The sequence below is a fragment of the Oleidesulfovibrio sp. genome (assembly GCF_047973035.1).
In the GTDB taxonomy this organism is placed as follows: domain Bacteria; phylum Desulfobacterota; class Desulfovibrionia; order Desulfovibrionales; family Desulfovibrionaceae; genus Oleidesulfovibrio.
Genome location: NZ_JBKEBF010000040.1, coordinates 1 through 22,933, shown reverse-complemented (window position 1 = coordinate 22,933; position 22,933 = coordinate 1). Strand labels below are relative to the sequence as shown.

20 protein-coding genes, 1 tRNA gene and 1 pseudogene are annotated in these 22,933 nt (G+C 54.1%); 9 read left to right on the top strand and 13 right to left on the bottom strand.

All coding sequences use genetic code 11. The annotated features are described in order from the left end of the window. The first annotated feature begins 54 nt into the window (after window positions 1-54). The 3 genes from ACK5LI_RS14165 to ACK5LI_RS14155 all read left to right on the top strand — a co-directional run bounded on the left by ACK5LI_RS14165 (window position 55) and on the right by ACK5LI_RS14155 (window position 4,293). The gene (locus ACK5LI_RS14165) at window positions 55-2,463 is read left to right on the top strand and encodes a Lon protease family protein (RefSeq protein WP_416950489.1); all 2,409 of its coding nucleotides are present in this window, start codon (window positions 55-57) and stop codon (window positions 2,461-2,463) included. A 43-nt stretch (window positions 2,464-2,506) separates the two neighbouring features. Then, window positions 2,507-3,370 carry a hypothetical protein gene (locus ACK5LI_RS14160; RefSeq protein WP_416950487.1) on the top strand — a complete coding sequence of 288 codons (864 nt, stop codon included), beginning with the start codon at window positions 2,507-2,509 and terminating at the stop codon, window positions 3,368-3,370. Between the two features lie 413 nt (window positions 3,371-3,783). Beyond that, window positions 3,784-4,293, top strand: coding sequence for a hypothetical protein (locus ACK5LI_RS14155; RefSeq protein ID WP_416950484.1), 510 nt, complete (start codon window positions 3,784-3,786; stop codon window positions 4,291-4,293). Between the two features lie 226 nt (window positions 4,294-4,519). Here ACK5LI_RS14155 and ACK5LI_RS14150 read toward each other — a convergent pair whose 3' ends face one another. From ACK5LI_RS14150 to ACK5LI_RS14100, 11 genes are all read right to left on the bottom strand, one after another. Beyond that, complete coding sequence (locus ACK5LI_RS14150; protein ID WP_416950482.1) at window positions 4,520-5,698, bottom strand: phosphoglycerate kinase; 1,179 nt, start codon at window positions 5,696-5,698, stop codon at window positions 4,520-4,522. A gap of 124 nt (window positions 5,699-5,822) precedes the next feature. After that, on the bottom strand, window positions 5,823-7,817 hold the full coding sequence (gene tkt, locus ACK5LI_RS14145) for a transketolase (RefSeq protein ID WP_416950480.1): 1,995 nt from the start codon (window positions 7,815-7,817) through the stop codon (window positions 5,823-5,825). 215 nt (window positions 7,818-8,032) lie between these two features. After that, window positions 8,033-8,686, bottom strand: a complete 654-nt coding sequence (gene rpe, locus ACK5LI_RS14140; RefSeq protein WP_416950478.1) for a ribulose-phosphate 3-epimerase — start codon at window positions 8,684-8,686, stop codon at window positions 8,033-8,035. 19 nt (window positions 8,687-8,705) lie between these two features. Further along, window positions 8,706-9,089, bottom strand: coding sequence for a MerR family transcriptional regulator (locus tag ACK5LI_RS14135; protein ID WP_416950476.1), 384 nt, complete (start codon window positions 9,087-9,089; stop codon window positions 8,706-8,708). Window positions 9,090-9,306: 217 nt separating this feature from the next. Further along, complete coding sequence (pheT, locus tag ACK5LI_RS14130) at window positions 9,307-11,709, bottom strand: phenylalanine--tRNA ligase subunit beta (protein ID WP_416950474.1); 2,403 nt, start codon at window positions 11,707-11,709, stop codon at window positions 9,307-9,309. Between the two features lie 162 nt (window positions 11,710-11,871). Further along, a complete protein-coding gene (gene pheS, locus ACK5LI_RS14125) occupies window positions 11,872-12,909 on the bottom strand; it encodes a phenylalanine--tRNA ligase subunit alpha (protein ID WP_416950471.1) in 1,038 nt (345 codons plus the stop codon). Between the two features lie 23 nt (window positions 12,910-12,932). Next, entirely contained in the window at window positions 12,933-13,286 is a 354-nt protein-coding gene (gene rplT, locus ACK5LI_RS14120) for a 50S ribosomal protein L20 (protein ID WP_416950469.1), read from the bottom strand. Window positions 13,287-13,370: 84 nt separating this feature from the next. After that, a complete protein-coding gene (rpmI, locus tag ACK5LI_RS14115) occupies window positions 13,371-13,568 on the bottom strand; it encodes a 50S ribosomal protein L35 (protein ID WP_416950467.1) in 198 nt (65 codons plus the stop codon). Between the two features lie 196 nt (window positions 13,569-13,764). Next, window positions 13,765-14,313: a translation initiation factor IF-3 gene (gene infC / locus ACK5LI_RS14110; protein WP_416950615.1), complete on the bottom strand. Its 549-nt coding sequence runs from the start codon at window positions 14,311-14,313 to the stop codon at window positions 13,765-13,767. After that, window positions 14,300-16,234 carry a threonine--tRNA ligase gene (gene thrS / locus ACK5LI_RS14105; RefSeq protein ID WP_416950465.1) on the bottom strand — a complete coding sequence of 645 codons (1,935 nt, stop codon included), beginning with the start codon at window positions 16,232-16,234 and terminating at the stop codon, window positions 14,300-14,302. The genes infC and thrS overlap by 14 nt, the downstream gene beginning before the upstream one ends. Window positions 16,235-16,334: 100 nt before the next feature. Beyond that, window positions 16,335-16,409, bottom strand: a tRNA-Val gene (locus ACK5LI_RS14100). A gap of 310 nt (window positions 16,410-16,719) precedes the next feature. Between ACK5LI_RS14100 and hcp the strand changes: the two genes are divergently transcribed. The 3 genes from hcp to ACK5LI_RS14085 all read left to right on the top strand — a co-directional run bounded on the left by hcp (window position 16,720) and on the right by ACK5LI_RS14085 (window position 19,918). Continuing rightward, complete coding sequence (gene hcp / locus ACK5LI_RS14095) at window positions 16,720-18,333, top strand: hydroxylamine reductase (protein WP_416950462.1); 1,614 nt, start codon at window positions 16,720-16,722, stop codon at window positions 18,331-18,333. 167 nt (window positions 18,334-18,500) lie between these two features. Further along, complete coding sequence (locus ACK5LI_RS14090; protein ID WP_416950613.1) at window positions 18,501-19,304, top strand: ATP-binding protein; 804 nt, start codon at window positions 18,501-18,503, stop codon at window positions 19,302-19,304. Between the two features lie 122 nt (window positions 19,305-19,426). Then, window positions 19,427-19,918: a universal stress protein gene (locus ACK5LI_RS14085; RefSeq protein ID WP_416950460.1), complete on the top strand. Its 492-nt coding sequence runs from the start codon at window positions 19,427-19,429 to the stop codon at window positions 19,916-19,918. Between the two features lie 175 nt (window positions 19,919-20,093). Here ACK5LI_RS14085 and ACK5LI_RS14080 read toward each other — a convergent pair whose 3' ends face one another. Next, the gene (locus tag ACK5LI_RS14080; protein WP_416950458.1) at window positions 20,094-20,777 is read right to left on the bottom strand and encodes a Crp/Fnr family transcriptional regulator; all 684 of its coding nucleotides are present in this window, start codon (window positions 20,775-20,777) and stop codon (window positions 20,094-20,096) included. Window positions 20,778-20,951: 174 nt separating this feature from the next. Between ACK5LI_RS14080 and ACK5LI_RS14075 the strand changes: the two genes are divergently transcribed. From ACK5LI_RS14075 to ACK5LI_RS14065, 3 genes are all read left to right on the top strand, one after another. Next, window positions 20,952-21,224: a hypothetical protein gene (locus ACK5LI_RS14075; protein ID WP_416950456.1), complete on the top strand. Its 273-nt coding sequence runs from the start codon at window positions 20,952-20,954 to the stop codon at window positions 21,222-21,224. Window positions 21,225-21,232: 8 nt separating this feature from the next. Beyond that, a complete protein-coding gene (gene tsaA, locus ACK5LI_RS14070) occupies window positions 21,233-21,745 on the top strand; it encodes a tRNA (N6-threonylcarbamoyladenosine(37)-N6)-methyltransferase TrmO (RefSeq protein ID WP_416950454.1) in 513 nt (170 codons plus the stop codon). Window positions 21,746-21,993: 248 nt separating this feature from the next. After that, a complete protein-coding gene (locus ACK5LI_RS14065) occupies window positions 21,994-22,410 on the top strand; it encodes a PaaI family thioesterase (RefSeq protein ID WP_416950452.1) in 417 nt (138 codons plus the stop codon). A 380-nt stretch (window positions 22,411-22,790) separates the two neighbouring features. Here the strand turns inward: ACK5LI_RS14065 and ACK5LI_RS14060 are convergent. Next, window positions 22,791-22,933, bottom strand: a pseudogene (locus ACK5LI_RS14060) (IS200/IS605 family transposase); the annotation flags it as partial.

Below are 22,933 nucleotides of genomic sequence, written 5' to 3'. Positions count from 1 at the left end.
GCCAATGCGCATGACATTGGTCAACACGTAACACACTGCCCGATCAGGAGAATCATGAGCAGCCCCAAGCCTCTTACCTCTGCAAAATTACGCACCAGACTCGATCCGGCGCGCATTCCCTGCGAGGACAGCCGGACGCTATCTAAGAGTGCGTCCCGTAACACTGCCCAGCCACGAGCCATGCAGGCGCTGGAAATGGCATTACATATCCGAGACATCGGTTACAATATTTATCTGGCGGGCGAACCTAATCTCGGCCGCACATATATGCTGATGAACGTACTGACCCCCCGTGCACGCAAAATGCCTGTGCCGCCGGACCAGCTGTACGTACACAACTTTGCAGACCGCGACCACCCGAGCCTTATCCTGCTGCCCGCAGGAAGAGGACGCAAACTGAAAAATGACCTTGCGCAGACACTGAACCGTATCCGCAAGGAAATTCCCTCACGCTTTGAGAAAGATGCCTACGTAAAAAAGCGCAACGAACTGCTCGAACGCTTTCAGGATGTACGTGACAAGCTGCTTAAAGAAATGGACTCCGTCGCCATTGACAAGGGATTTAACCTTGACCTGGACGAAGAAGGCAGCCTGACTCTTTACCCGCTCATCGAAGGCAAAAGGCTGAGTGAAGAAGAATTTGAAAAGCTGGACGAGGGACTGCGTAAAACGCTTAAACGCAAAAGCGATGCACTGCTCAATGTCATGACCGGACTTATGCGTCAGCTGAGCAAGGCTGAACAAGGCCTGAGCGCCGGTGAACGGTCGCTGAACAAAAAGGTTATGAACGAGGTGCTGGATACACACCTGAATCCGCTGGTGGAAGAATTTAACACCGCCTGCGACTGTACTGCGCTCAGTGACTTTTTTGAAGATATGCGCGCTGATATGCTGGAAAACATCGACAGCTTTGTCGGCAAGCCTGAACCTGCACCGCAGCTTGATGCAGCCGGCGCCGCGCATGATGATGCCGCTTCACGCTATGAGATCAACCTGTTTGTAGATAACGCGGAGCTTAAAGGCGCCCCCATCATTCTGGACGACCACCCCACCCCCGCCAACCTGCTGGGATGTATCGAGCGTGAAGCCGAAATGGGTGCTCTTGTCACTGACTTCACGCTGGTAAAAGCCGGAGCATTGCAAAAAGCCAACGGCGGTTTTCTGGTTCTGCATATGGAAGACATCCTGCAGCATCCGGTAGCGTGGGAAGGCTTGATGCGTGCGCTGCGTTCGCGCCGTGCCAGAATCGAAGATGTGGACGATGGTGCTGACACCACCAAGACCAAGGGTATTGAACCTGAGCCGCTTGACCTGACGCTGAAAGTAATCCTCATCGGCGATGAAGAAATGTACGAACAGCTGATGGCGCATGACGACCGTTTTCCCAAGCTGTTTAAAATCAAAGCCCACATGGCGGAATCCATGCGCCGTGATGCCGGAGGTGTAAAAACCTACCTGCAGCACATCCGGCAGATAATAGAAGAAGCCGGACTGCCGCCTTTTACCCGTGAGGCTATGGCAGGCATTGTGGATTATGGCTCACGGCTGATTGAAGATCAGAAAAAGCTTTCGCTCAAGTATCCGCTGGTACGCGAGATTATGCTGGAAGCAGCGGCCCTTGCCTCCATGAACGGTCAGGAAATCGTAGACGGCGCAACCCTGCACGAAGCGCTTGTGGCACGGCATTACCGTAATAATCTGTACGAAGAATTGTTCATGGAAGAATACGACCGTGAACTTATCAAAGTTGCCACCAGCGGCCATGCCGTAGGTCATGTTACAGGGCTTTCTGTCAGCATGTATGGCGATTTTGAATTTGGTTTACCCCATTCCATTTCATGTACAGTTGGTGTAGGTACCGGCGGCATTATTGACCTGGAACGTGAAGCCCAGCTTGGCGGGCCTATCCACACCAAGGCGATGATGATCCTCAAGAGCTACCTGCTCAGCCAGTTCGCCTACAACAAACCACTTATTCTGTCGGGCAGCCTGTGCTTTGAACAGAACTATGTAGGAGTGGAGGGTGACTCTGCATCCGGTGCAGAGCTTGCCGCGCTGCTTTCCGCACTGGCAGAAGTACCTATTGATATGTCGCTCGCCTTTACAGGTGCCGTATCGCAGTCCGGTGCAATCATGGCTGTTGGCGGTGTTACCCGCAAAATCGAAGGATTCTTTGATCTGTGCGTACGCCGCGGCCTTACCGGAAAACAGGGAGTGATCATCCCGCATGACAACAAGGATCACCTGATGCTGAAGTATGAGGTTCTGAAAGAAGTTGATGCGGGTAATTTTGCCATTTATCCGGTAAAACATATCACGGAAGCGCTTGAGTTTTTAACCGGTCTTAAAGCCGGTAACAGGCGTAAGGATGGTTCTTTCACGCCTGGTTCGCTATACCATTTGGTGGATAAGAGGCTTGCAACATTAGGCAAGCTTGCCACCAAAGCACTTCGCTCGCGTTGATCCGTCAAGCGGATCGGTTTACCTTTTTTAAGGAGTCATTTCGATGACCAAACGCTGTATCGTTGTTTTCTCATTGCTGTTCATGCTTATGGCATCTGTAGCAACTGCTCATGCTGACAGCGAGCGCAATATGCGCATCAGTGTAAAAACCAGCTACACCGGCGAAGCCGATCTTGAAGATGCGGGTTCATTCTCCCGTACTACGACAAACATCAGTACATCGTGGAAGCAGTTTTCGTTTTTCTATCATAACGAAAACTATGACTGGAAAGATACGTCTAACTTAACCTTTGGTGAAGCAGGCAAAAAACCTTTTGATAACCTGCAACGAATCGGGGTTATGTACAACGATACATACCAGATCAGCGGCCCGTGGTTCGCTGTCGCATCTCTGGGACTTACCTCCATGTTCGAAGAAGACTTCGTCAACGACAACTTTACAGTTTTCGGCGGCGGTATGCTGGGGTATTCGTTCAGCAAGCAGTCTTCTCTGGCACTGGGCCTTGCCGGCATCAGAACGCCGCTTAAGTCTTATGTATTTCCCATGATCAGTGCCCGCTATGTTAACGGTCCGTGGACATTGCTTGCCGGCTTCCCCAAGACAGAAGTGAAGTACGCCTACTCCACTACTCTTGATTTCCGTGCAGCCGCAAACTACGACATTAACGTGTACCGTCTGCGCGACCATAGCCCCCTTGCCAAAGAAGGCTATCTGGATATGCGCGAAGTGGTTACCGGTCTTTATGCCGACTGGAAGCCTGTTGCGGGCCTGACCATCTCTGCCGGTCCCGAGCTTGTATGGGGCCGTAGCATGAAGGTTTACAACGACAACGAAGACCGCGTCGGCGATACCGAAAATCCTGATGCAGCATGGGGCGGCAGCCTGAACATTTCGTACTTGTTCTAACCAAAACCCGCAGGTGCAGCACATAGCTCCTGCCTTTTTGCGCATACCCGTAAAGCCGGTGAAGATTTCTTCACCGGCTTTCTATTAACGCACTGTTCTTACAGAATTACCGGTTTTGCACTTGATATTTCTAACTTGCTTTTCAGGGCGGATATATTATTTACATACACATGAGTATTTTTCCATACATACTCCTTAGCACAACAGGTCATTGTTGGCGGCACATAAATATGTTTTGTGTGCTGTCCCTATTTTTATGTCTGACTTTTGCACTGCCAGCTAGCGCGTTAGCGCTGTCTTCCTCAGTACAACTTGCTTCAGCAAGCTCCGTAACGTCCAAAAAACAGAGTCAACAACAGGAGCCCAGCACAGGGCCTGTACCCACAGGGTATTCCGGGTACTATTATTCCTTTATGTTAGCGCTGCCGGATACACACAAAACAGAAGAAAAGCTGAAGGCATTAGCAGAGCACAAGGTAACCAGCGATGAACCGGTGGTATTATTTTCTGTCCCTTCCCGAAAAGGAAACTCGGAAGAACTGCTGGCGTTGTCCGTTGCTCCCGGAATGAAGCTGGTAGGCGACTCTTCTGGTGACAACAGCAACGAATTTTATCCTGCGGAAGTCAACGGCAATGCCCGTGCCACCTTGTATATGAAGGGGCTTGATACATGGGGAATCCGCTCCCAGATTGCTACAAATGTCGTTCCGACTGTCGCCGGAGATGAAGCCGAGCGTATGGCCATAGAAATGCACGGGATACAAGCAGGCATTTATCTGGACTGGTCACCCTCGGACAATTTTACTTTTTCCTTCGGCCCTGAATACAGTTCAGAAAGGCACATTCCTTTGCTCGGTGGCGTAGAACCGGATGAGGGAGAACGCGGAGCCGGAGGGCGGATTCACTTCAAATGGAATTTTTAGCCTTAGCTTTGCACAAAAAAGCCCCCGTCACACACTATGACGGGGGACTTTTTATTGAAGGACTTAATAAACGCTGAGGCTGAAGGCAGCGCAAACAGCCAACGGCTGTGAACGCATAGACAACGTCAGGTAAATCAACTTTGCCTTTACTCAGAGCACGTTGCGTATGAATACGAGCACTGAGCTTATACCTCCAGCTTCACATCAGATGCGGCGAAAGCCTGCTCTATCCTTTAGCACGCTGCTGCAACATGGCAACGGCAGGCAGTTCCTTGCCTTCCAGAAACTCAAGAAACGCGCCGCCGCCGGTAGAGATATACGACACACCTTCACGCACACCGTATTTATCCACTGCAGCCACAGTGTCACCGCCACCGGCAATGGAAAAGGCATCGCTGGCGGCTACAGCTTCGCACAACGCCTTGGTTCCTCCGCCGAAGGCATCAAACTCAAACACGCCGACAGGGCCGTTCCAGACCACAGTTCCTGCGCTCTTCAAAATCTCGGCGTATATTGCGGCTGTTTTAGGGCCGATATCCATAATAAGCTCGTCATCCGCCACCTGATCCACAGGTTTAAGCACGGCCTTGGCAGCTTCAGAAAATTCAGTAGCCACAACCACATCTACAGGAACAGGAATCTCACCGCCTGCAGCCTTGGCAGCATCCATGAGGCGCTTTGCTTCAGCCACCAGATCTTCTTCGTACAGCGATTTACCTACATTATGGCCCGCAGCACTGATAAACGTATTGGCAATGCCGCCGCCCACAATAAGGCGGTCTACTTTACCCGACAACGTTTCAAGCAGCGTCAGCTTGGTCGACACTTTCGAGCCGCCGATGATGCCCACAACAGGATGTGCGGGCGCGTCCAGAGCTCTGCCGAGAGCTTCCAGCTCTGCCGCAAGCAGCGGCCCCGCGCATGCCACGGGTGCAAAACGGGCAACAGCATGGGTTGATGCCTGTGCGCGGTGTGCGGTGCCGAAAGCATCCATCACATAAATATCGCAAAGAGCAGCCATACGTTTGCCAAGCTCTTCGTCGTTTTTCTTTTCGCCTTTGTTAAAGCGTACATTCTCTGTCAGTACTACGCCGCCCTCCGGCACTTCAACTCCGTCGAGCCACTCACGGACAACAGGTACTTCGCAGCCGAGAATTGCAGCCAGACATCCGGCCACGGGGTTCATGGATGCAGCTTCATCAAACTCGCCCTCCACAGGGCGGCCGAGGTGCGACATTACCATCACACGGGCTCCGGCTTCCATGGCTTGCCGGATGCTGGGAGCTGCCGCACGCAGCCTGTTGTCGTTGGCAACCGCACCGTCCTTGATGGGGGCATTCAGGTCTTCGCGAATCAGCACGCGCTTACCGCGCAGGTCAAGGTCAGTCATTTTCAATACAGTCATATGAAGTCTCCTGCTGGCTAACACTGAAGGGTACGACATAAAAAAGGGGTGCGTATGTGATTACATGTCACACCCGCACCCTTCATTTTACTACTAATGGCGCTCGGGGTCACCCCGAAAAACGCTACAGTACTTCTTTTGCTACAGCGACCACATTATCGGCGGTAAAGCCGAAGTGTTCGAACAGCACTTTGCCGGGTGCAGACTCACCAAAGGTGGTCATGCCTACCACGCGTCCTTTAAGGCCTACATACTTCCACCAGAAATCGGCAGAAGCGGCCTCTACAGCCACACGGGCCTCAACGGCTGCGGGCAGGACGGATTCGCGGTAATCAGCGTCCTGCTGGTCGAATACATTGCTGCAGGGCATGGACACAAGGCGAACCTTGCGGCCTTCTGCGGTCAGCTTGTCAAAAGCATCGCCGGCAACGCCCACTTCAGAGCCTGTTGCTATCAGAATCAGCTCGGGGGTGCCTTCGCAATCGCGCAGTACGTAGCCACCGCGGGCAATGTTCTTCACTGCTGCATCATCACGCTGCATGAAGGGAACGCCCTGACGGGTAAACGAAAGCGCAGAGGGGCCTTTTTTGTATTCGATAGCGCTCTGCCATGCCACCTGAGTTTCCACAGTGTCGCAAGGACGCCACACGTGGGCACCGGGAATAAGGCGCAGACCGGCCAGCTGTTCCACAGGCTGGTGGGTGGGGCCGTCTTCGCCCACACCGATGGAGTCGTGCGTAAGCACCCATACGGTACGAATGCCCATCAGCGCGGAAAGGCGGAAGGCATTTTTGGCGTAGTCAGAGAAAATAAGGAATGTACCGGCGTACGGCAGGAAGCCGCCATGCAGGGCCAGGCCGTTCATCATGGCGCCCATGGCAAACTCGCGCACACCATAGGAAATGTAGTTGCCAGACCAGTTGTTGCGGTCAAGCAGGGTGCTGCCGCTCCACTTGGTGCCCACAGAGCCGGTAAGGTCGGCAGAGCCGCCCACCATTTCGGGCAGTGCAGGAGCCAGAGCTTCCAGAGACTTGTTGCAGGCCTTGCGGGTGGCAAGGTTTTCTGCTGCAGCCACGACCTGAGCGAGAGCTTTGTCGCACAGAGCCTGCCAACCTTCGGGCAGGTCGCCTGACATGCGGCGGGTGAATTCCGCTGCCAGTTCCGGATGGGCTTTCGCGTATGCTGCAAAGAGCTCGTTCCATGCGGTCTGGGCTGCTGCGCCCTTTTCGCGGGCATTCCAGCCTTCGTACACGTCGGCAGGAATTTCGAACGGGGCATGGTTCCAGCCGATGTTGGCGCGGGTAGCAGCAATTTCGTCCGCACCTAGAGGTGAGCCATGCACCTTGCTGGAATCCGCCATATTGGGAGCCCCCATGCCGATCTTGGTCTTGCAGCAGATCAGGCTGGGCTTATCGGTAACAGACTTGGCTTCTTCAATAGCCTTGTGCACAGACTCAGCATCGTGTCCGTCCACATCCGCGACAACATGCCAGCCATATGCCCTGAAACGAGCAGGGGTATCGTCTGCAAACCAGCCGTCGATGCGGCCGTCTATGGAGATACCGTTATCATCGTACAGAGCAATCAGCTTGCCGAGGCCAAGCGTACCGGCCAGAGAGCAAGCTTCGTGCGAAAGACCTTCCATCATGCAGCCGTCACCCAGAAATACGTAGGTGTGGTGATCCACGATGGCAAATGCATCACGGTTGAAGGCCTCTGCCAACATGCGCTCTGCCATGGCCATGCCCACTGCGGTGGCAATGCCCTGACCCAGCGGACCGGTGGTAGTTTCCACGCCGGGGGTTACACCGTATTCGGGGTGGCCCGGAGTTTTGGAATGCAGCTGCCGGAAGTCCTTGATGTCGTCGATGCTGACATCGTAACCGGAAAGGTGCAGCAACGAATAAATAAGCATGGAACCGTGGCCGTTGGAAAGAACAAAGCGGTCGCGGTCGGCCCATGCGGGGTCCGCGGAGTTATGCTTCAAAAAGTCGTTCCAAAGTACCTCGGCCATGTCGGCCATACCCATGGGTGCACCGGGGTGGCCGGATTTGGCCTTTTCCACGGCGTCCATGCTAAGTGCGCGGATAGCGTTGGCAAGATCCTTGCGGGAAGCCATCTGATCCTCCTGAAGGGTGACTGATTGCCGAAGCGTTACTGCTCCGGCTGGAGCTTCCCTAGTCGCTTGCAACAGGGAAGACAACCACTGAAAACATTTTTCAATAGCGCGGCTACAGCACCGCACCCGGACCGGACTGTTTAATCGTACAGGATTTCAGCCGACAGCCCGAAAAAGGGGCACGTGTTACCGTGCCCCGTTCCATTGCAGATATACTACCGGGCGGCCGCTGCCTGAAAGGCTTCATGCCGCTGACGATAAGGGGGATGCCCGAAAAACGCCGAACCGGAAACCAAGACATCCGCACCGCGGCAGACCAGTTCTGGTGTATTCTCGGGATCAACTCCGCCGTCGACCTGAATCAGAGTCTTAAGACCCCGCCCTTTGATCATAGCGGATAGTTCTTCGATTTTACGCATGCTGAAAGGAATAAACTTCTGCCCGCCGAAGCCGGGGTTAACGCTCATAATAAGAACCATGTCCAGCTGGTCCAGCACATAGTCCAGCACGCTGAGCGGAGTATGCGGATTAAGCGCCACACCGCATTGCGCGCCCTGACGGCGGATTTCGCTGAGGGTTCTTTCAAGATGATTGGTAGCTTCGGCATGTACTACCAGCATGTCGGCGCCGGCATCGACAAAATCGCCGATGTAGCGTTCGGGCGACTGCACCATCAGGTGCACGTCAAAAAACAGCTTACTGTTTTTGCGCAGCCGCTTGATGATGGGAGCACCCAGAGTGATATTGGGAACAAACATCCCGTCCATCACATCCCAATGCACCCAGGAAAGTCCTGCCTCTTCCAGTGCGGCAAGCTCGTCTGCCAGTCTTCCGAAATCAGAAGACAGCAGCGAAGGAGATAAAATCATATTGGTTCCTCTCGGCACGCTATTCGCGTCCCGAATCGACATCGCCCAGCAAACTGCGTAGTTCCTGCAGCTCATCAAGTACGTCCAGCAAAACGTTACGAGCGATGCCATTTTCTGCCGGTGCAGGCTGCGTTGCGGCTTCTTCCGCACACTGTGCCGCACTCTGGCTGCTTTGCTGTTCCGCCAGCACTTTTCGTGCGCCTTCGATCGTCAACCCCTGCTCATGCAGCATATAGCGTATCTGCTTGAGCAACTCTATGTTCCGTTCAGTGTACAGACGCTGACCGCTTTCTGCACGTTCGGGCACAAGCTGAGGAAACTCCGTTTCCCAGAAGCGCAGAACATATGTCTTAAGGTTCAGTAATCTGGCGGCTTCGCCTATCCGGTAAACGGTGCCTGACATGCCTTCTCCCTTTGCTGGAAGCAGCACGCACCACAAGCCGGTGCTGCGGGTGTCCGTCCGACGTCACAAAGCCATACAACATCCTGCCGCACAGCTTCGGGCGCTCGTCCATATCCTGCCACAAGGCGGAATGCCGTCGAAACAAAAAATACCGTTCAACAACGTCCCGCCCGTATGCAGAGCCTGACTTCCGGGCGATGCATACGGGCAGGCCGTATTAAATACGGACTCCCAGTGCTTCCGTGAGCGATTTTGCCACTTTGTCGCGCTCTTTGTCCACTTCCTTGTCCTTCAAGGTACGCTCTGCGTGTCTGAAGGTAAGTCGGAAGGTAAGGTTGCGCTCGGGCTGACCGCCTTCAGGCGTTTCCGGCTCGAATACGTCAACAAGCACGATGTCGCTGAAAAGCTTCAGATTGATGCTCTGCACGTGGTCCACAATAGCGCCTACAGGCATGGTTGCAGGAGCCATGACGGTGATATCACGCTTGACGGGCGGGAATACCGGCAATGCGGCAAACTGCAGTTCAACCTGTGCGTTCATAGCACGCAACGTATCCAGCTCCAGCTCTGCCATCCAGACATCTTTACGGGCATGGTAGGCATCTGCAATGGCAGGCTTCACACGGCCCATCACGCCGACAAAAGTACCGCCAATGCGAACTTCAACGCAGGGAAGCAGCCAGCTGTGACTGTTTCGCAACGTAAAGGTTGCGGAGCCGAGATTCAGCACACGCAGCAAATGCTCGACAATACCTTTGAGGTCTTCGTAACCGGCTTCTTCTTCACGGCGGGGCCAGCCGTCTTCATGACGCAGCCCGTATACCAGCAGACCGAGCCTGCCGGATTCGCGGGCGGTGGTGTCTGAAGTGGCATCTGCCTCAAAAATATGAGCCAGCTCAAAAACCTGCAGACCTGTACGGCCTTGTGCAAGGTTGTGACGCAACGTATTAAGCAGGCCCGGGGCCAGCTCAGTGCGCAGCACGTCCTGCTCGGAAGTAAGCGGGTTCATGATTGAAATGCGGTTTTCTGCAGGCAGACCCAGAAAATCAAGGTCCTTGTGCCCTACAAAGCTGTAGTTGACGGCTTCGTTCAGACCGATGCCGCGGCCCCACGCTTTAACACGCATCCAGAAATCATATTCGCTGTCAGCCTTGCCCTGCTCAAGAGGCTTGGAAACATGAGGCAGCACAGGCGGAATATTGTCCATGCCGTATACGCGGCCGACTTCTTCGATCAGGTCGGCTTCGCGCTCGAAGTCATGGCGATGGCTGGGGGCAATTACCTTCCAGTCACCGGTATCCGCTACGGAAATGGTGCAGCCCAGCTTTTCAAGCGTAACGCGGCAGAAGTCATCTTCCAGTGGAATGCCCAGCAAAGCAGCAGCACGTGCGGGACGGAAGCGCAGTTCAGGGGCAGTCCATGCCTTAGGTTCAGCACGGCAAACACCGGGGCGCAATGCACCGCCGCTCAGCTCGCTCATAAGCTGCGCAGCTCTGTTCATGGCAAAAGTGGAAAGCACCTGATCTACGCCGCGCTCGTAGCGATACGAGGATTCGCTGCCAAGTGCCAGCCTGCGGGCTGTTTTACGGATAGTGGCAGGCTTGAAGACTGCGCACTCCAAAAATACCCGCTTGCTTGCGTCATTAATTTCGGTATTGGCACCCCCCATCACACCGGCAAGAGCAACAGCTTTGCTGCCGTCCTTGATAAGCAGGTCAGAAGCCAGCAGCGTGCGTTCCTGTTCATCAAGGGTAATAACCTTCTGCCCTTCCTGCGCATGTTCGACAACAATGCGTCCACCTTCGAGCAGGTCCATATCAAAAGCATGCAGGGGCTGACCAAGCTCCATCATTATGTAGTTGGTCACGTCCACGATGTTTGAAATGGGGCGCACGCCGACCGACATAAGACGGTTCCGCATCCACATGGGTGAAGGACCGATGCTGATACCGTCGATGACGCGGCCCTGATACACGGGGCACTGCTCGCCATCGGCGATTTCAATCTTCATGGCACCGGAGGCATCTTCACCCTGCTCGTTCAGTTTCAGCTCGGGCAGTGTAAGAGGCAGGTCAAAAGCGAGTGCCACTTCGCGGGCAAGGCCCAGAACGGAAAGGCAGTCAGCTCTGTTGGGGGTGATGCTGATATCCAGCACCGTGTCGTCAAGGTTCAGCACATCCACCAGACGGTCACCGGGGGTGAAGTCGGCAGGCAGAACCATGATGCCGTCGGATTCATCGGAAAGGCCGAGTTCCGACTCTGAGCAGATCATACCGCAGGAGGGCTGACCGCGCAGTTTGGCTTTTTTAATTTTCAGGCCGGAAGGCATGGTGACGCCGACTTTGGCAACAGGCACTTTCTGCCCTGCTGCCACGTTGGGCGCACCGCACACGATGTCCAGCACTTCGGTGCCGACATCAACCTTACACACAGACAGTTTGTCCGCTTCGGGGTGCTGATCACGCTCCAGCACATAGCCCACCACGATATCCGCAATGGCGTCAAAGGGGCGGGTGATTTCCTCAAGTTCAAGGCCCAGCATGGTCAGCCGGTCACCCAGCTCCTGTGCGGTGCCGGTGTAGGGCACAAATTCCCGCAGCCAATTCAGACTAAGAAGCATCCTCGTCTCCCGTGGCCGGACGCAGCATCCGGTCATGCAGGCTTAAATTCTCATTTGCTACGCAGCTGGCTGCCGCGCAGCGGGACGCCCATACGCGCCCCGCAAAAACGGTATCAGACGGTCAGCAGACACAGCCAAAAGCCATGCAGCTAACCGGCCGTTTTACGCAAACTGTCGCAAAAAGCGTACGTCGTTTTCAAAGAACATACGCAGATCACCGATGCCGTATTTGAGCATGGTCACACGTTCAACGCCAAGGCCAAACGCAAAACCGGAATACTCTTCGGGGTCATACCCCACAGACTTGAAGACTTCGGGGTCGATCATGCCGCACCCAAGAATCTCAACCCAGCCTGTGGTTTTGCAAACACGGCAGGGTGCGCCGTCCTTGTAGCCTTCTCCACCGCAGATGCAGCACGAAATATCTACTTCGGCGCTGGGTTCGGTAAAGGGGAAAAAGCTGGGACGGAAACGCACTTTGGTATTCTTACCGAATACCTGCTGCAAGAACGAGGTAAGCGTGCCGCGCAGGTCCGCCATGCTGACGTTACGGTCTACCATGAAGCCCTCAATCTGATGGAACATGGGAGTATGCGTAAGGTCTGAGTCACGGCGATACACCTTGCCGGGGGCAATGGCGGCAACCGGGGGCTTGCGCTCTTTCATGGTGCGCACCTGCAAAGGCGAGGTGTGCGTACGCAGCAGGATATTTTCGGTTACGTACAGCGTATCCTGCATGTCGCGGGCGGGATGCTCCGGCGGCATGTTGAGCGCTTCAAAGTTGTGGTAATCGTTCTCCACCTCGGGGCCGGTGACGATATCATAGCCAAGGCCCTTAAAGACCTGACAGATTTCATCCATCACCTGCGTTACGGGGTGCAGCGAGCCCACTTTGGGCATACGGCCCGGCATGGAAGGGTCGAAACGCGACAGCTTTTCAGCCTCGCGGGCGTCTTCCAGCGCGGCCTTGCGCTGATCGAACAGATTATTGAGTGATTCCTTGACGGCATTAGCCGTCTTGCCCACCACGGGACGCTCCTCGGGAGCGAGTTCAGGCAGGCGGCCCATGATCTGCGCAAGACGACCTTTACGGCCGAGAAAATCAATGCGCAGCTCTTCCAGTACTTCTAAAGAAGAAGCCTGATCCAGGCCCTTGGCAAGGTCCGGGACCAGGCTCTCCAATTCATTGACCAGGGTCATAGGGATGGAGTCCCGATTCGTATCTAGCTGAGTTTCGACTTCACGAGTTCCGCCAGCTTGGCGAAGTCCGCTTTTTCGCGAACGGCGAGATCTGCCAGCACCTTGCGGTTCAGTTCAATACCGGCCAGATTCAGGCCGTGGATGAACTTGCTGTAAGAAATACCGTTTTCACGGGCTGCTGCATTGATACGCAGAATCCAAAGCTTACGGAACTCACGCTTACGAACCTTACGGTCACGGGTCGAGTAGGCAAGTGAGCGTTCCACGGCCTCCCGGGCGGTACGGTACAGTTTACTGCGACCACCACGGTAGCCTTTGGCCATCTTCAGGTATTTTTTATGACGTCTGTGAGCCGTCATACCTCTCTTTACACGCATGGATTACCTCCATTTATGAACTCCGCGAGGCGAGAGTAATGAGCCAGCGGAGCCTGCTATAAAATCTATTGCACACGCCTACGCTTATGCGTAGGGCAGCATGCGCTTGACGGCCTTTTCGTTGGTCTTGTCAACAAGCGCGGATTGTCCAAGCTGCATTTTGCGCTTGGGAGCCTTCTTGGTCAGAATGTGACGCATGTTCTTGCGGCGGCGCTTGAATTTACCGGTGCCGGTCACAGAGAAGCGCTTTGCAGCGCAGCGTCTGGTTTTGATCTTAGGCATGTGATCACTCCTTGCCATATGCTTCGGATGTGCAGCAAAACTGCCGCCATCCGGACGAATCAACCCGATGCGGGTCTATCCGTGTTACATCCATCACCTGGTCAATACCGACCGAGCAGACAATGCGGCATCGCACTTCCGTCCGGCAGGACAGAAGCCGATACATCCGCATGCGACTCAAGTCAAGTCGAGAAATTTACGCCTTCTTGGCGAGCGGGGCCAGAAGCATGTGCAGGGTACGCCCTTCAGCGCGGGGCTCCTGATCTACCTTGGCGATATCTTTGGTATCTTCCTGAGCGCGCTGAAGCAAAATCATGCCTCTGTCCTTATGGACAATTTCACGACCACGGAAAAATACCGTCACCTTGCATCTGTCACCATCTTCAAGGAACCTGCGGATATGCTTAAGTTTAGTCTGGTAATCATGTTCGTCAGTTTTGGGACGAACCTTGATTTCCTTGACCTGAATAACAGTCTGCCTTTTTTTGGCTTCCTGCTTTTTCTTCTGTTCCTCGTACTTAAACTTGCCGTAGTCCATGATCTTACACACGGGGGGTACGGCACCCGCTGCCACTTCAACAAGGTCAAGACCCTTGTCTTTAGCAATGGCAACGGCATCGTTACGGGCCATAATACCTAGCTGACCGCCATCAGCATCTATGACACGAACTTCACGCGCACGAATCTGTTCGTTACGGCGCGTCACGTCCTGCGGCTCTTGCCGACGAAACTTAGGAGAAGCTATAGCTCATTCCTCCACTTTTGAACGGTTCTTCACAATCGGCCTTAATGACTTCCACCACTTCATCCAGCGTTTTCAGACCAAGGTTCTCGCCCTTGCGCAGGCGCACATTCACGCCCCGGGCTTCCACTTCCTTGTCACCTATAACGAGGATGTAAGGGATTTTTTCAAGTTGGGCCTCACGTACCTTATATCCGAGCTTTTCGTTGCGGGTGTCTACTTCGACACGAATACCCTGCTCCATCAACTGGGCGCGGGCTTCTTCCGCAAACTCGTTCTGGGCGTCCGTCACAGTGAGCAGACGTGCCTGAACGGGTGCGAGCCACGTGGGGAACGCACCTGCATAATGCTCGGTAAGCACACCAATGAAGCGCTCGACCGAACCAAGAATAACACGATGTACCATAACCGGTCGATGGCGCTCACCATCCTGATCGATGTACACCAGATCAAAGCGTTCCGGCAAGGTGAAATCGCACTGCACCGTAGCACACTGCCACTCACGCCCAAGACAATCACGCAGTTTCACGTCAATCTTGGGACCATAAAAAGCACCATCGCCTTCATTGATCTCGTAGGGCAGCCCCTGCCCTTCCAGCGCCTTGATAAGCGCATCGGTAGCACGATCCCAATCTGCATCGGAACCGATGGACTTTTCGGGGCGGGTGCTGACTTCCATCTTATATTCAAAGCCGAACACTTTCATAATGTCACGCACAAAATTCAGTACGCCCACGATTTCGCCTTCAAGCTGATCGGGAGTACAGATGATATGCGCATCATCCTGAGTGAACTGACGAACGCGCAGCAGACCGTGCAGCACACCGCTCTTTTCATGACGGTGAACTACACCCAGCTCGAACAGACGGACAGGCAGATCGCGGTAGCTATGACTGCGGGATTTGTACACAAGCATGTGCGCCACGCAGTTCATGGGCTTCACGCCGTAAGGCTGCTCGTCAATTTCCGTGAAGTACATGTTTTCACGGTAGTTGTCGTAGTGGCCCGATTTTTCCCACAGCTCGCGCCGCAGAATCTGCGGAGTCTGCACTATTTGGTAACCGCGCTTCAAATGCTGCTTGCGCTCGAAGTCTTCAAGAATAGTACGTACCAAAGCACCCTTGGGATGCCAGTACACCATACCGGTGCCGCCTTCTTCCTGAAAGCTGAACAGCTCAAGCTGCGTACCCAGCTTACGGTGGTCACGCTTTTTAGCTTCTTCCAGACGGTTAAGATAGCTGCTGAGTTCCTTGGGAGTAGGAAACGCAGTACCGTATACGCGCGAAAGCATGGCGTTCTTTTCGTCACCGCGCCAGTAGGCGCCTGCAACGGACATAAGCTTGACGGCGTTGATACGGCCGGTATCGGGAATATGAGGACCGCGGCACAGGTCGACAAAGTCGCCGCAACGATAAATAGAAACAATATCGTCCGGAACTGCATCAATCAGTTCAAGCTTGTAGGTTTCGCCCATGTCGGCGAACATCTTCTTTGCATCGTCCTTGGACATGACGCTGCGCTCAAACGGATGCGCCGCCTTGATAATCTTATCCATTTCAGCCTCAATGGCCTCAAGATCATCGGCGGTAAAAGGACGCTCGTAGTCGAAATCGTAGTAGAACCCGTTTTCAATGGCGGGCCCGATGGTGACTTTCACCCCGGGAAAAAGGCGCTGAACAGCGTCAGCCATTACGTGAGCCGCGCTGTGACGGACAAGTCCCAGCCCTTCGCGCGAGTCTGCGTACACAGGCTCAAGGGTTTCGCAGGCAGTCGGAACGGTCGCGGTCAGATCGAGCATAGCGTCGCCGCATTTGACAGCCAACACGCTTTTAAATTTTTTTCCGCTCAAGGCACTCTTGAGCACGTCCCGGCAGCTTGCGCCGGACTCGACCTCCACCACGGATCCTTCGATGGAAACCTTCACCTTGCAAACTCCTTGCTGATCAATTTGTCGCCCCTGCTGACGCTCCGGCGCCAATGACAAAAAGGGGGAGGCTATGGGCCTCCCCCTACTTTGTTCGATGTGGTAGGCACGGGCAGGATTGAACTGCCGACCCCTTCCATGTCAAGGAAGTGCTCTCCCACTGAGCTACGCGCCTACATCGCGAGGCAGAGGGGCAAACTATACAGCAGCCCCTCAGATGTCAAGCGCCTTCTTTTCTTTTTTTCATTTTTTCCGTGCCTCCTGCGCCTACATATAATATTATACCCGTAAAAAATTGCTAGCATGTTCAAAACAACTCCCCTTTTGTGACTCCGGTCACATTGTGCATTGCCGGCAGACCCTATTGTCCATTCAACGAACACGACATTACCGGCAGGCGCGCTAGCGCAACGCCGTTAACCAGACAGCAGGACAAGCGGGCTCCCCCGATCCCCGTTTTTCCCTAAACCAGTAAGGAGCACATCATGTTTTGTAACCAGTGTGAACAGACCGCCAAAGGTACCGGCTGCACCAACATCGGCGTTTGCGGCAAGCAGCCCGAAGTTTCCGACCTGCAGGATGCAACTGTCTACGCACTGCGCGGCCTTGCCGTAGCAGCACAGGATGCCGCAGCAAAAGGCATCCGCGAACCCGGTCTCGGGCACTACACCGCTGCCCGTCTTTTCAGCACCCTGACCAACGTGAACTTTGACCCCCAGCGTTTCGTGCCGTGGGTACGCGAAATCGTGGCAAAGCGTGATGCACTGATCGCCAAAGCAGGTCTTTCCTACTCTTCCGGCCCTGCCGCATTTGTTCCTGCACTGGATGCTGCCGGAATCGTCGGGCAGGTTGCCGGTAAAGGTGTGACTGACTTTGCAGCTAATGATGATATCCGCTCCTGCATGCAGATTCTGCTGTACGGCATGAAAGGCGTTGCAGCATATGCCGACCATGCCGCCATCCTCGGTCAGGAAGACGACGTAGTTTATGATTTTCTGTACAAAGGCCTTGCTGCCGGTTTCGATGGCGTTGACCGCGACCTGAACGCATGGGTAGGTCTGTTGCTGGAATGCGGCAACGTAAACCTGCGCACCATGGAGCTGCTGGACGCAGGCAACACCGGAACCTACGGACACCCCGTACCTACCGAAGTTCCTCTGGGGCACAAAAAGGGCAAGGCGATTCTGGTTTCAGGCCATGATCTGCGCGACCTTTTTGAACTGCTCAAGCAGACTGAAGGCACCGGCATCAACATTTACACTCACGGTGAAATGCTGCCTTGCCACGCATACCCCGAGCTGAAAAAGTTCCCGCACTTCTACGGTCACTTCGGCACCGCATGGCAGAACCAGCACAAGGAATTTCCGAACTTCCCCGGTGCTATTCTGTTCACTACCAACTGCATTCAGAAGCCGCAGGCATCGTATCAGGACAACGTGTTCACCACCGGCCTTGTGGGCTGGCCCGGCCTGATACACTGCGAAAACCGTGACTTCTCCGCCGTAATCAAGCGTGCTCAGGAGCTGCCCGGCTTTGCGGAAGATGTTCCCGGCAAGACCGTGATGACCGGCTTTGGCCGCAACGCGGTACTGGGCGTAGCTGAAACTGTTGTCGGAGCCGTAAAGTCCGGCGCTATCCGCCACTTCTTCCTTGTGGGCGGCTGCGACGGAGCCAAGCCCGGTCGTAACTACTACACCGAGTTTGTAGAAAAAGCCCCTGCCGATACTGTTATTCTGACGCTGGCATGCGGCAAGTTCCGCTTCTTTGACAAGGACCTCGGCACCATCGGCGGTATCCCCCGCCTGCTCGACGTGGGGCAGTGCAACGATGCTTACTCCGCCATCCAGATTGCCGTTGCGCTTGCTAATGCTTTCGAATGCGGCGTAAACGACCTGCCCCTGTCACTGGTGCTTTCGTGGTACGAACAAAAGGCAGTAGCCATCCTGCTGACCCTGCTGGCGCTGGGCATCAAGGACATCCGTCTTGGCCCCTCACTGCCTGCATTCGTCAGCCCCAATGTGCTGAACTTCCTTGTTGAAAATTACAACATCAAGCCCATCTCCACGGCTGATGAAGACTTGAAGGCCATTCTCGGCTAGGCATACCTGCCGGCGGGGGAACATGTTCCCCCGCCGCAAACAGCATATTCCTGCTGCCGCTTTGCGCAATGACCACCGTTGCGGACAGCCGCAGCCGGAGTACCGGCCCGATATACAACACTACGCCGAAATACCGGCTTATGCATTACACGGGGGAATCACACATGATGAAACGTATACGCAAAATTATTGAAATAGATGAAGAGCGCTGCAACGGCTGCGGCCTGTGCGTACCCGACTGCGCAGAAGGCGCCATAGCCATTATCGACGGCAAGGCGAAACTGGTAAAAGATTCGTACTGTGACGGTCTTGGCGCTTGTCTAGGAGCATGCCCGCAGGACGCACTGCATATTGTTGAACGCGAAGCGGACGATTTTGATGAAGACGCTGCCATGGAGTATGTTCGCAAGCGCGACGCAGGCCTGCTGCCTGACAATCCTCCTGTGCATGACTCATCTTCTGCGCCGCACAATGCACCACATGCGGCTTCGGCACAGCAGGCAAAAGGCGGATGCCCCGGTTCCATGATCCGCTCTTTTAAAGATACACCTGCTGCAGGTCCCGCACTGGCGCAGGCTGCCGGCCCAGTAAGCGGGCCCGGACACTGGCCTTTGAAAATCCGCCTGGTTCCGCCAACAGCACCGTTTCTGAAAGGAGCCGAAGTGCTGGTTGCCGCAGACTGCGCTGCGGCAGCCTCACCCATATTCCATTCGCACTTTGCAGCGGGCAAGGTCGTGCTTATCGGCTGCCCCAAATTTGACGATACCAATGCGTATGCTCAGAAACTCGCTGACATCCTGAGCACCAGCGGCATTGCCGGAATGACGGTACTGCGTATGGAAGTACCGTGCTGCAGAGGCCTTTCCGATGCTGTTAATACTGCAGCCCGCCTGTCCGGCAGTAATATACAGATAAAAGAAATCATCATGTCCTGTCAGGGACAGGAAGCCCAAAAAACCCTCTTTGGTTAACCTAGCCTTACAGCCCACAACAAAAAGGCCCGCACATGCGGGCCTTTTTAATGGACAACAAGCTGACACAAGCACTACCAATGGTTATAGTGGTAGTGAAACTTGTATCCAAGGAGGTACCCATGAAGCCCATCAAAAAGATCCTCTATGCAACGGACCTTTCCAAGCCTGCCCGTAATGCGCTTGAGTATGCTCTTAACCTTGCAACGCAGTATGACGCGCAGTTAACCGTCATGCACGTACTACCCGATATGAAGGAACACTATCTTGCTACATCCGGCCTTGAGTTTTCAGCCGTTTTTGATGACGCAACATGGCGCAAATTCACGTTGGAAGGATTACAGGACGCCAAAGCAAAGGTGAAAGAGCGCATTCTCAGCCTTTGCGCTGAAGACGGCGTGGAAAGCTCGGTCTGCCTGCCCACTTCAGAGAATATTGAAATCGTAGTGGGAAACCCTGCAGACGAAATAGTCGAGCGGGCCAAGGACTTTGACATGGTGGTGATGGGCACACAGGGACACGGCAGGCTGAGCGGATTCCTGCTTGGCAGCGTTGCCCAGAGCGTTGCCTCACGTTGTCCCGTGCCGGTACTGGTTGTACGCCTTGAAGGATAATAGCCCGTAACAGGCAGGGTGCCCGCTTCGGGCGCACCCGATAATGTAACACGATCATAGCCGCAGCTGCTCCGGTCCGGATTCCTGTAATGCAGGGTCCCTTTCCGGAGCAGTTTTTATTAAGACTACAACCCGTTAATGTAACGGCATTTCCTCTTCATCCAAAATTCGCTGCCTATAACGATTCGCGACCTTCTGCCAGAGCTGTCAGAAATTCTCTGTCTTCTATTACAATCATTCGTCCATCCATGCGTATGGCACCGCTTTCCGTAAGTTTTGCAAGCGCCCTCGAAAGCGTTTCCCGTGCCGTGCCCAGCATTCCTGCAAGCAGACTCTTTGACACATCCAGCTTAATGTAATCGGCATTATTTTTTCTGGCACTGGTATGCAGAAGATACGCCGCAAGCCGCTGAGGAATTTCCTTTAATGTCAGGGCTTCCACCTGCCGTGTAAACATCCGCAACTTGCGTGAAAGTGCTGCCAGCATGTTCATGGCAAGCGAAGGGTCGCGTTCAATTCTGTCTACTATGCCCTGACGCGGCAAAAACAGCACCCTGCCCTTTTCCACCGCCATGGCATTAGCGGGAAAACGGTCATTCTGAAAAACGGCCACCTCTCCGAAAGGTTCACCGGCACCGAACACATGCATGACAGCCTCGCGCCCGTCCGGTGCTGATTTATAAATTTTTACACGCCCTTCCAGCATGATATACAACCCTTCAGCCTGTGTTCCTTCAAAAAAAATCATCTGGCCTTTGTCCACAGGCCGGTCAACGGCAATGGTCGCCATGGATTCAAGCTGAGCTTCAGACAAGCCGCTGAACAAGGGAATGCGCCCCAGAAAAAGGCTATTTTCCATATATATTCTCCCGCAGCATCTGGCACGGGTTGCCCCCGCTGCGTACAATGATTAAAGCTGTTGGCAGTGATGTTCGTGATGTCGGCTAAGGCTGACACTATACATATATCGCGCACCTGCCTGAAACTGCTTAGCGCGAACAATAATAATGCAACCTACGGAGGATTATATATCATGGCAAGCACCCCGCAAAAAATTGCCGCCCGCGTGGAAGAACTGCTTCGAGAGGAGCTGCTGGAACTTGGGGTAAACCCGTCCCGGCTTGAACCGCATGAAATTGCCGAAAACATGCGTTGCGAGGTTCGACCGGACGAAACCATGATTTACATGTGGAAAAACCAGCCCATCTTGCGTGTTGTCCCCGAGCGCCACGAAGACGGCACGGTGACATGGCGTATGTTTACCCGTGATGAAGCTATGGCTCCCGAAACTCCCACCTTGCAGTAACCTGTGTCATGAAAGTCGTTTCAACCCCCGTTATCGGTGTTTTGCGTACTCCGCATACCGACCAGCAAGGTATGCCTATTCAGCCATCCGGTGCAGCCTGTTGCAAGGGGCAGGCAATCATACAGCCCGAACTAGCAGCGGGCCTGAAAGATCTGGATGGATTCTCTCACGTCATTCTGCTGTATCATTTTCATCAGTCAAAAGGTTTTGACCTGACGCTTACCCCTTTTCTGGACACTGCAGAACATGGTCTTTTTGCCACCCGCTCACCGCGCCGCCCGTCCGGCATAGGTCTTTCCGTAGTGCGGGTGCTTTCTGTCAGCGATAATGTGGTGGAACTGGAAGGTGTAGACATGCTGGACAACAGCCCGCTGCTGGATATCAAGCCGTATGTGCCGCGCTTTGACACACCGGAGGGCGAAATCCGTTGCGGCTGGCTGGACACCACGGCTGACAATGCAGAACAGGCAAAGTCCGATGACAGATTCATCCGCCGCGATCAGGAGCAGGCGGAAGACTAACAATACCGGATTGCTGCCAGCTGGTACACGACTATAAACAGCCTGTTCCTTTCACCGGATGCGTGCACAAGTTACCGGCATACAGCGCATCAGCCGGAATACTACTCATGCGCGGCTGGAAATGTTTGCGGCATATGAGGTGCTAAACACACAGCACTCAAATCACGGGCCAGCACACAAAGCATACATGATTAATACAGGCACCTGCGCATTCCATTCATAACCGTTTCCGACCACCGGAGTTTCCGATGCACAATCTCACACTGCAGCAGTTTATCGAAAACGAGTTCCCCTTTCACAAACATCTTGGTGTACGGGCTGATCACATAGATAATGATCTCATCCGGCTGCACATTCCTTTTAATGATTTTCTGGTCGGCCATACCAGACGCCCGATGATTCACGGCGGGGTTATTGCCAGTCTGGTGGACATCTGCGGCGGTTTTGCCGTGTGGAACCAGTGCAACCCCGAAGACCACATTGTCACAATCACCTTGAGTGTTGATTACCTGCGCCCCACGCCTCCTGCGGATTTATATGCCGAAGCAACTATCCGCCTGTTAGGTAACAAGGTGGGTAATTCGCATGTTCGGGTGTGGACCTCCGACAACGAAAACGTGAACGTGGCAGAAGGACGCGGTGTATACAACATCCGCCGCGGGTAACAGGTAACGCAATGCGGATGCACCGGTTGCACTCCGACATGCTGCAGAAAGCTGCGTTGCCCCCCGATGATTGGTAGCACCTCTCTGCCAATGCAGCACATGCGGTCATAACCTGAATAGTTCGCAGCCTGTGACAACTGGAACCGGAAATAACGCTACCCCCAAGTTACCATGAGGTAACTGTTTGCCAAAGTAACGTGACAACCGGTTGCCGGAGTGCAGTACCTTTTCACTTTTCAGGTTGGCCTGAGAACTCTCCCTGATCCTACCATAAAAAAGGTACCCCCCAGCATAGCTGGGGGTTCTTCATATGCGCCTATAAGGCTTTCTTACTAGCAGCGCCCTAGCAGGCGCACGTTCGTCTGGCATCTGCATCTCTGTTACTTGCGACCCGTAAACGGGTTTCCAGAATATGGAAGAGATAATTGATCACCAAGCTTATCATGCTCAAGTTGGTGCCTAATGTAATCTTGTATCTTTGCCTTATTTTTTCCAACTGTATCTACGTAATATCCACGGCACC

Bases quoted from the DNA above. Each gene is read 5' to 3' on its own strand.
- ACK5LI_RS14150 (WP_416950482.1), bottom strand. From the start codon at position 5,698: ATGACTGTATTGAAAATGACTGACCTTGACCTGCGCGGTAAGCGCGTG.
- pheS (WP_416950471.1), bottom strand. From the start codon at position 12,909: ATGACCCTGGTCAATGAATTGGAGAGCCTGGTCCCGGACCTTGCCAAG.
- ACK5LI_RS14135 (WP_416950476.1), bottom strand. From the start codon at position 9,089: ATGTCAGGCACCGTTTACCGGATAGGCGAAGCCGCCAGATTACTGAAC.
- ACK5LI_RS14075 (WP_416950456.1), top strand. From the start codon at position 20,952: ATGGCAAGCACCCCGCAAAAAATTGCCGCCCGCGTGGAAGAACTGCTT.
- rpe (WP_416950478.1), bottom strand. From the start codon at position 8,686: ATGATTTTATCTCCTTCGCTGCTGTCTTCTGATTTCGGAAGACTGGCA.
- hcp (WP_416950462.1), top strand. From the start codon at position 16,720: ATGTTTTGTAACCAGTGTGAACAGACCGCCAAAGGTACCGGCTGCACC.
- ACK5LI_RS14090 (WP_416950613.1), top strand. From the start codon at position 18,501: ATGAAACGTATACGCAAAATTATTGAAATAGATGAAGAGCGCTGCAAC.
- ACK5LI_RS14160 (WP_416950487.1), top strand. From the start codon at position 2,507: ATGACCAAACGCTGTATCGTTGTTTTCTCATTGCTGTTCATGCTTATG.
- ACK5LI_RS14155 (WP_416950484.1), top strand. From the start codon at position 3,784: ATGTTAGCGCTGCCGGATACACACAAAACAGAAGAAAAGCTGAAGGCA.
- ACK5LI_RS14080 (WP_416950458.1), bottom strand. From the start codon at position 20,777: ATGGAAAATAGCCTTTTTCTGGGGCGCATTCCCTTGTTCAGCGGCTTG.
- ACK5LI_RS14085 (WP_416950460.1), top strand. From the start codon at position 19,427: ATGAAGCCCATCAAAAAGATCCTCTATGCAACGGACCTTTCCAAGCCT.
- rplT (WP_416950469.1), bottom strand. From the start codon at position 13,286: ATGCGTGTAAAGAGAGGTATGACGGCTCACAGACGTCATAAAAAATAC.
- tkt (WP_416950480.1), bottom strand. From the start codon at position 7,817: ATGGCTTCCCGCAAGGATCTTGCCAACGCTATCCGCGCACTTAGCATG.
- pheT (WP_416950474.1), bottom strand. From the start codon at position 11,709: ATGCTTCTTAGTCTGAATTGGCTGCGGGAATTTGTGCCCTACACCGGC.
- rpmI (WP_416950467.1), bottom strand. From the start codon at position 13,568: ATGCCTAAGATCAAAACCAGACGCTGCGCTGCAAAGCGCTTCTCTGTG.
- ACK5LI_RS14065 (WP_416950452.1), top strand. From the start codon at position 21,994: ATGCACAATCTCACACTGCAGCAGTTTATCGAAAACGAGTTCCCCTTT.
- ACK5LI_RS14165 (WP_416950489.1), top strand. From the start codon at position 55: ATGAGCAGCCCCAAGCCTCTTACCTCTGCAAAATTACGCACCAGACTC.
- tsaA (WP_416950454.1), top strand. From the start codon at position 21,233: ATGAAAGTCGTTTCAACCCCCGTTATCGGTGTTTTGCGTACTCCGCAT.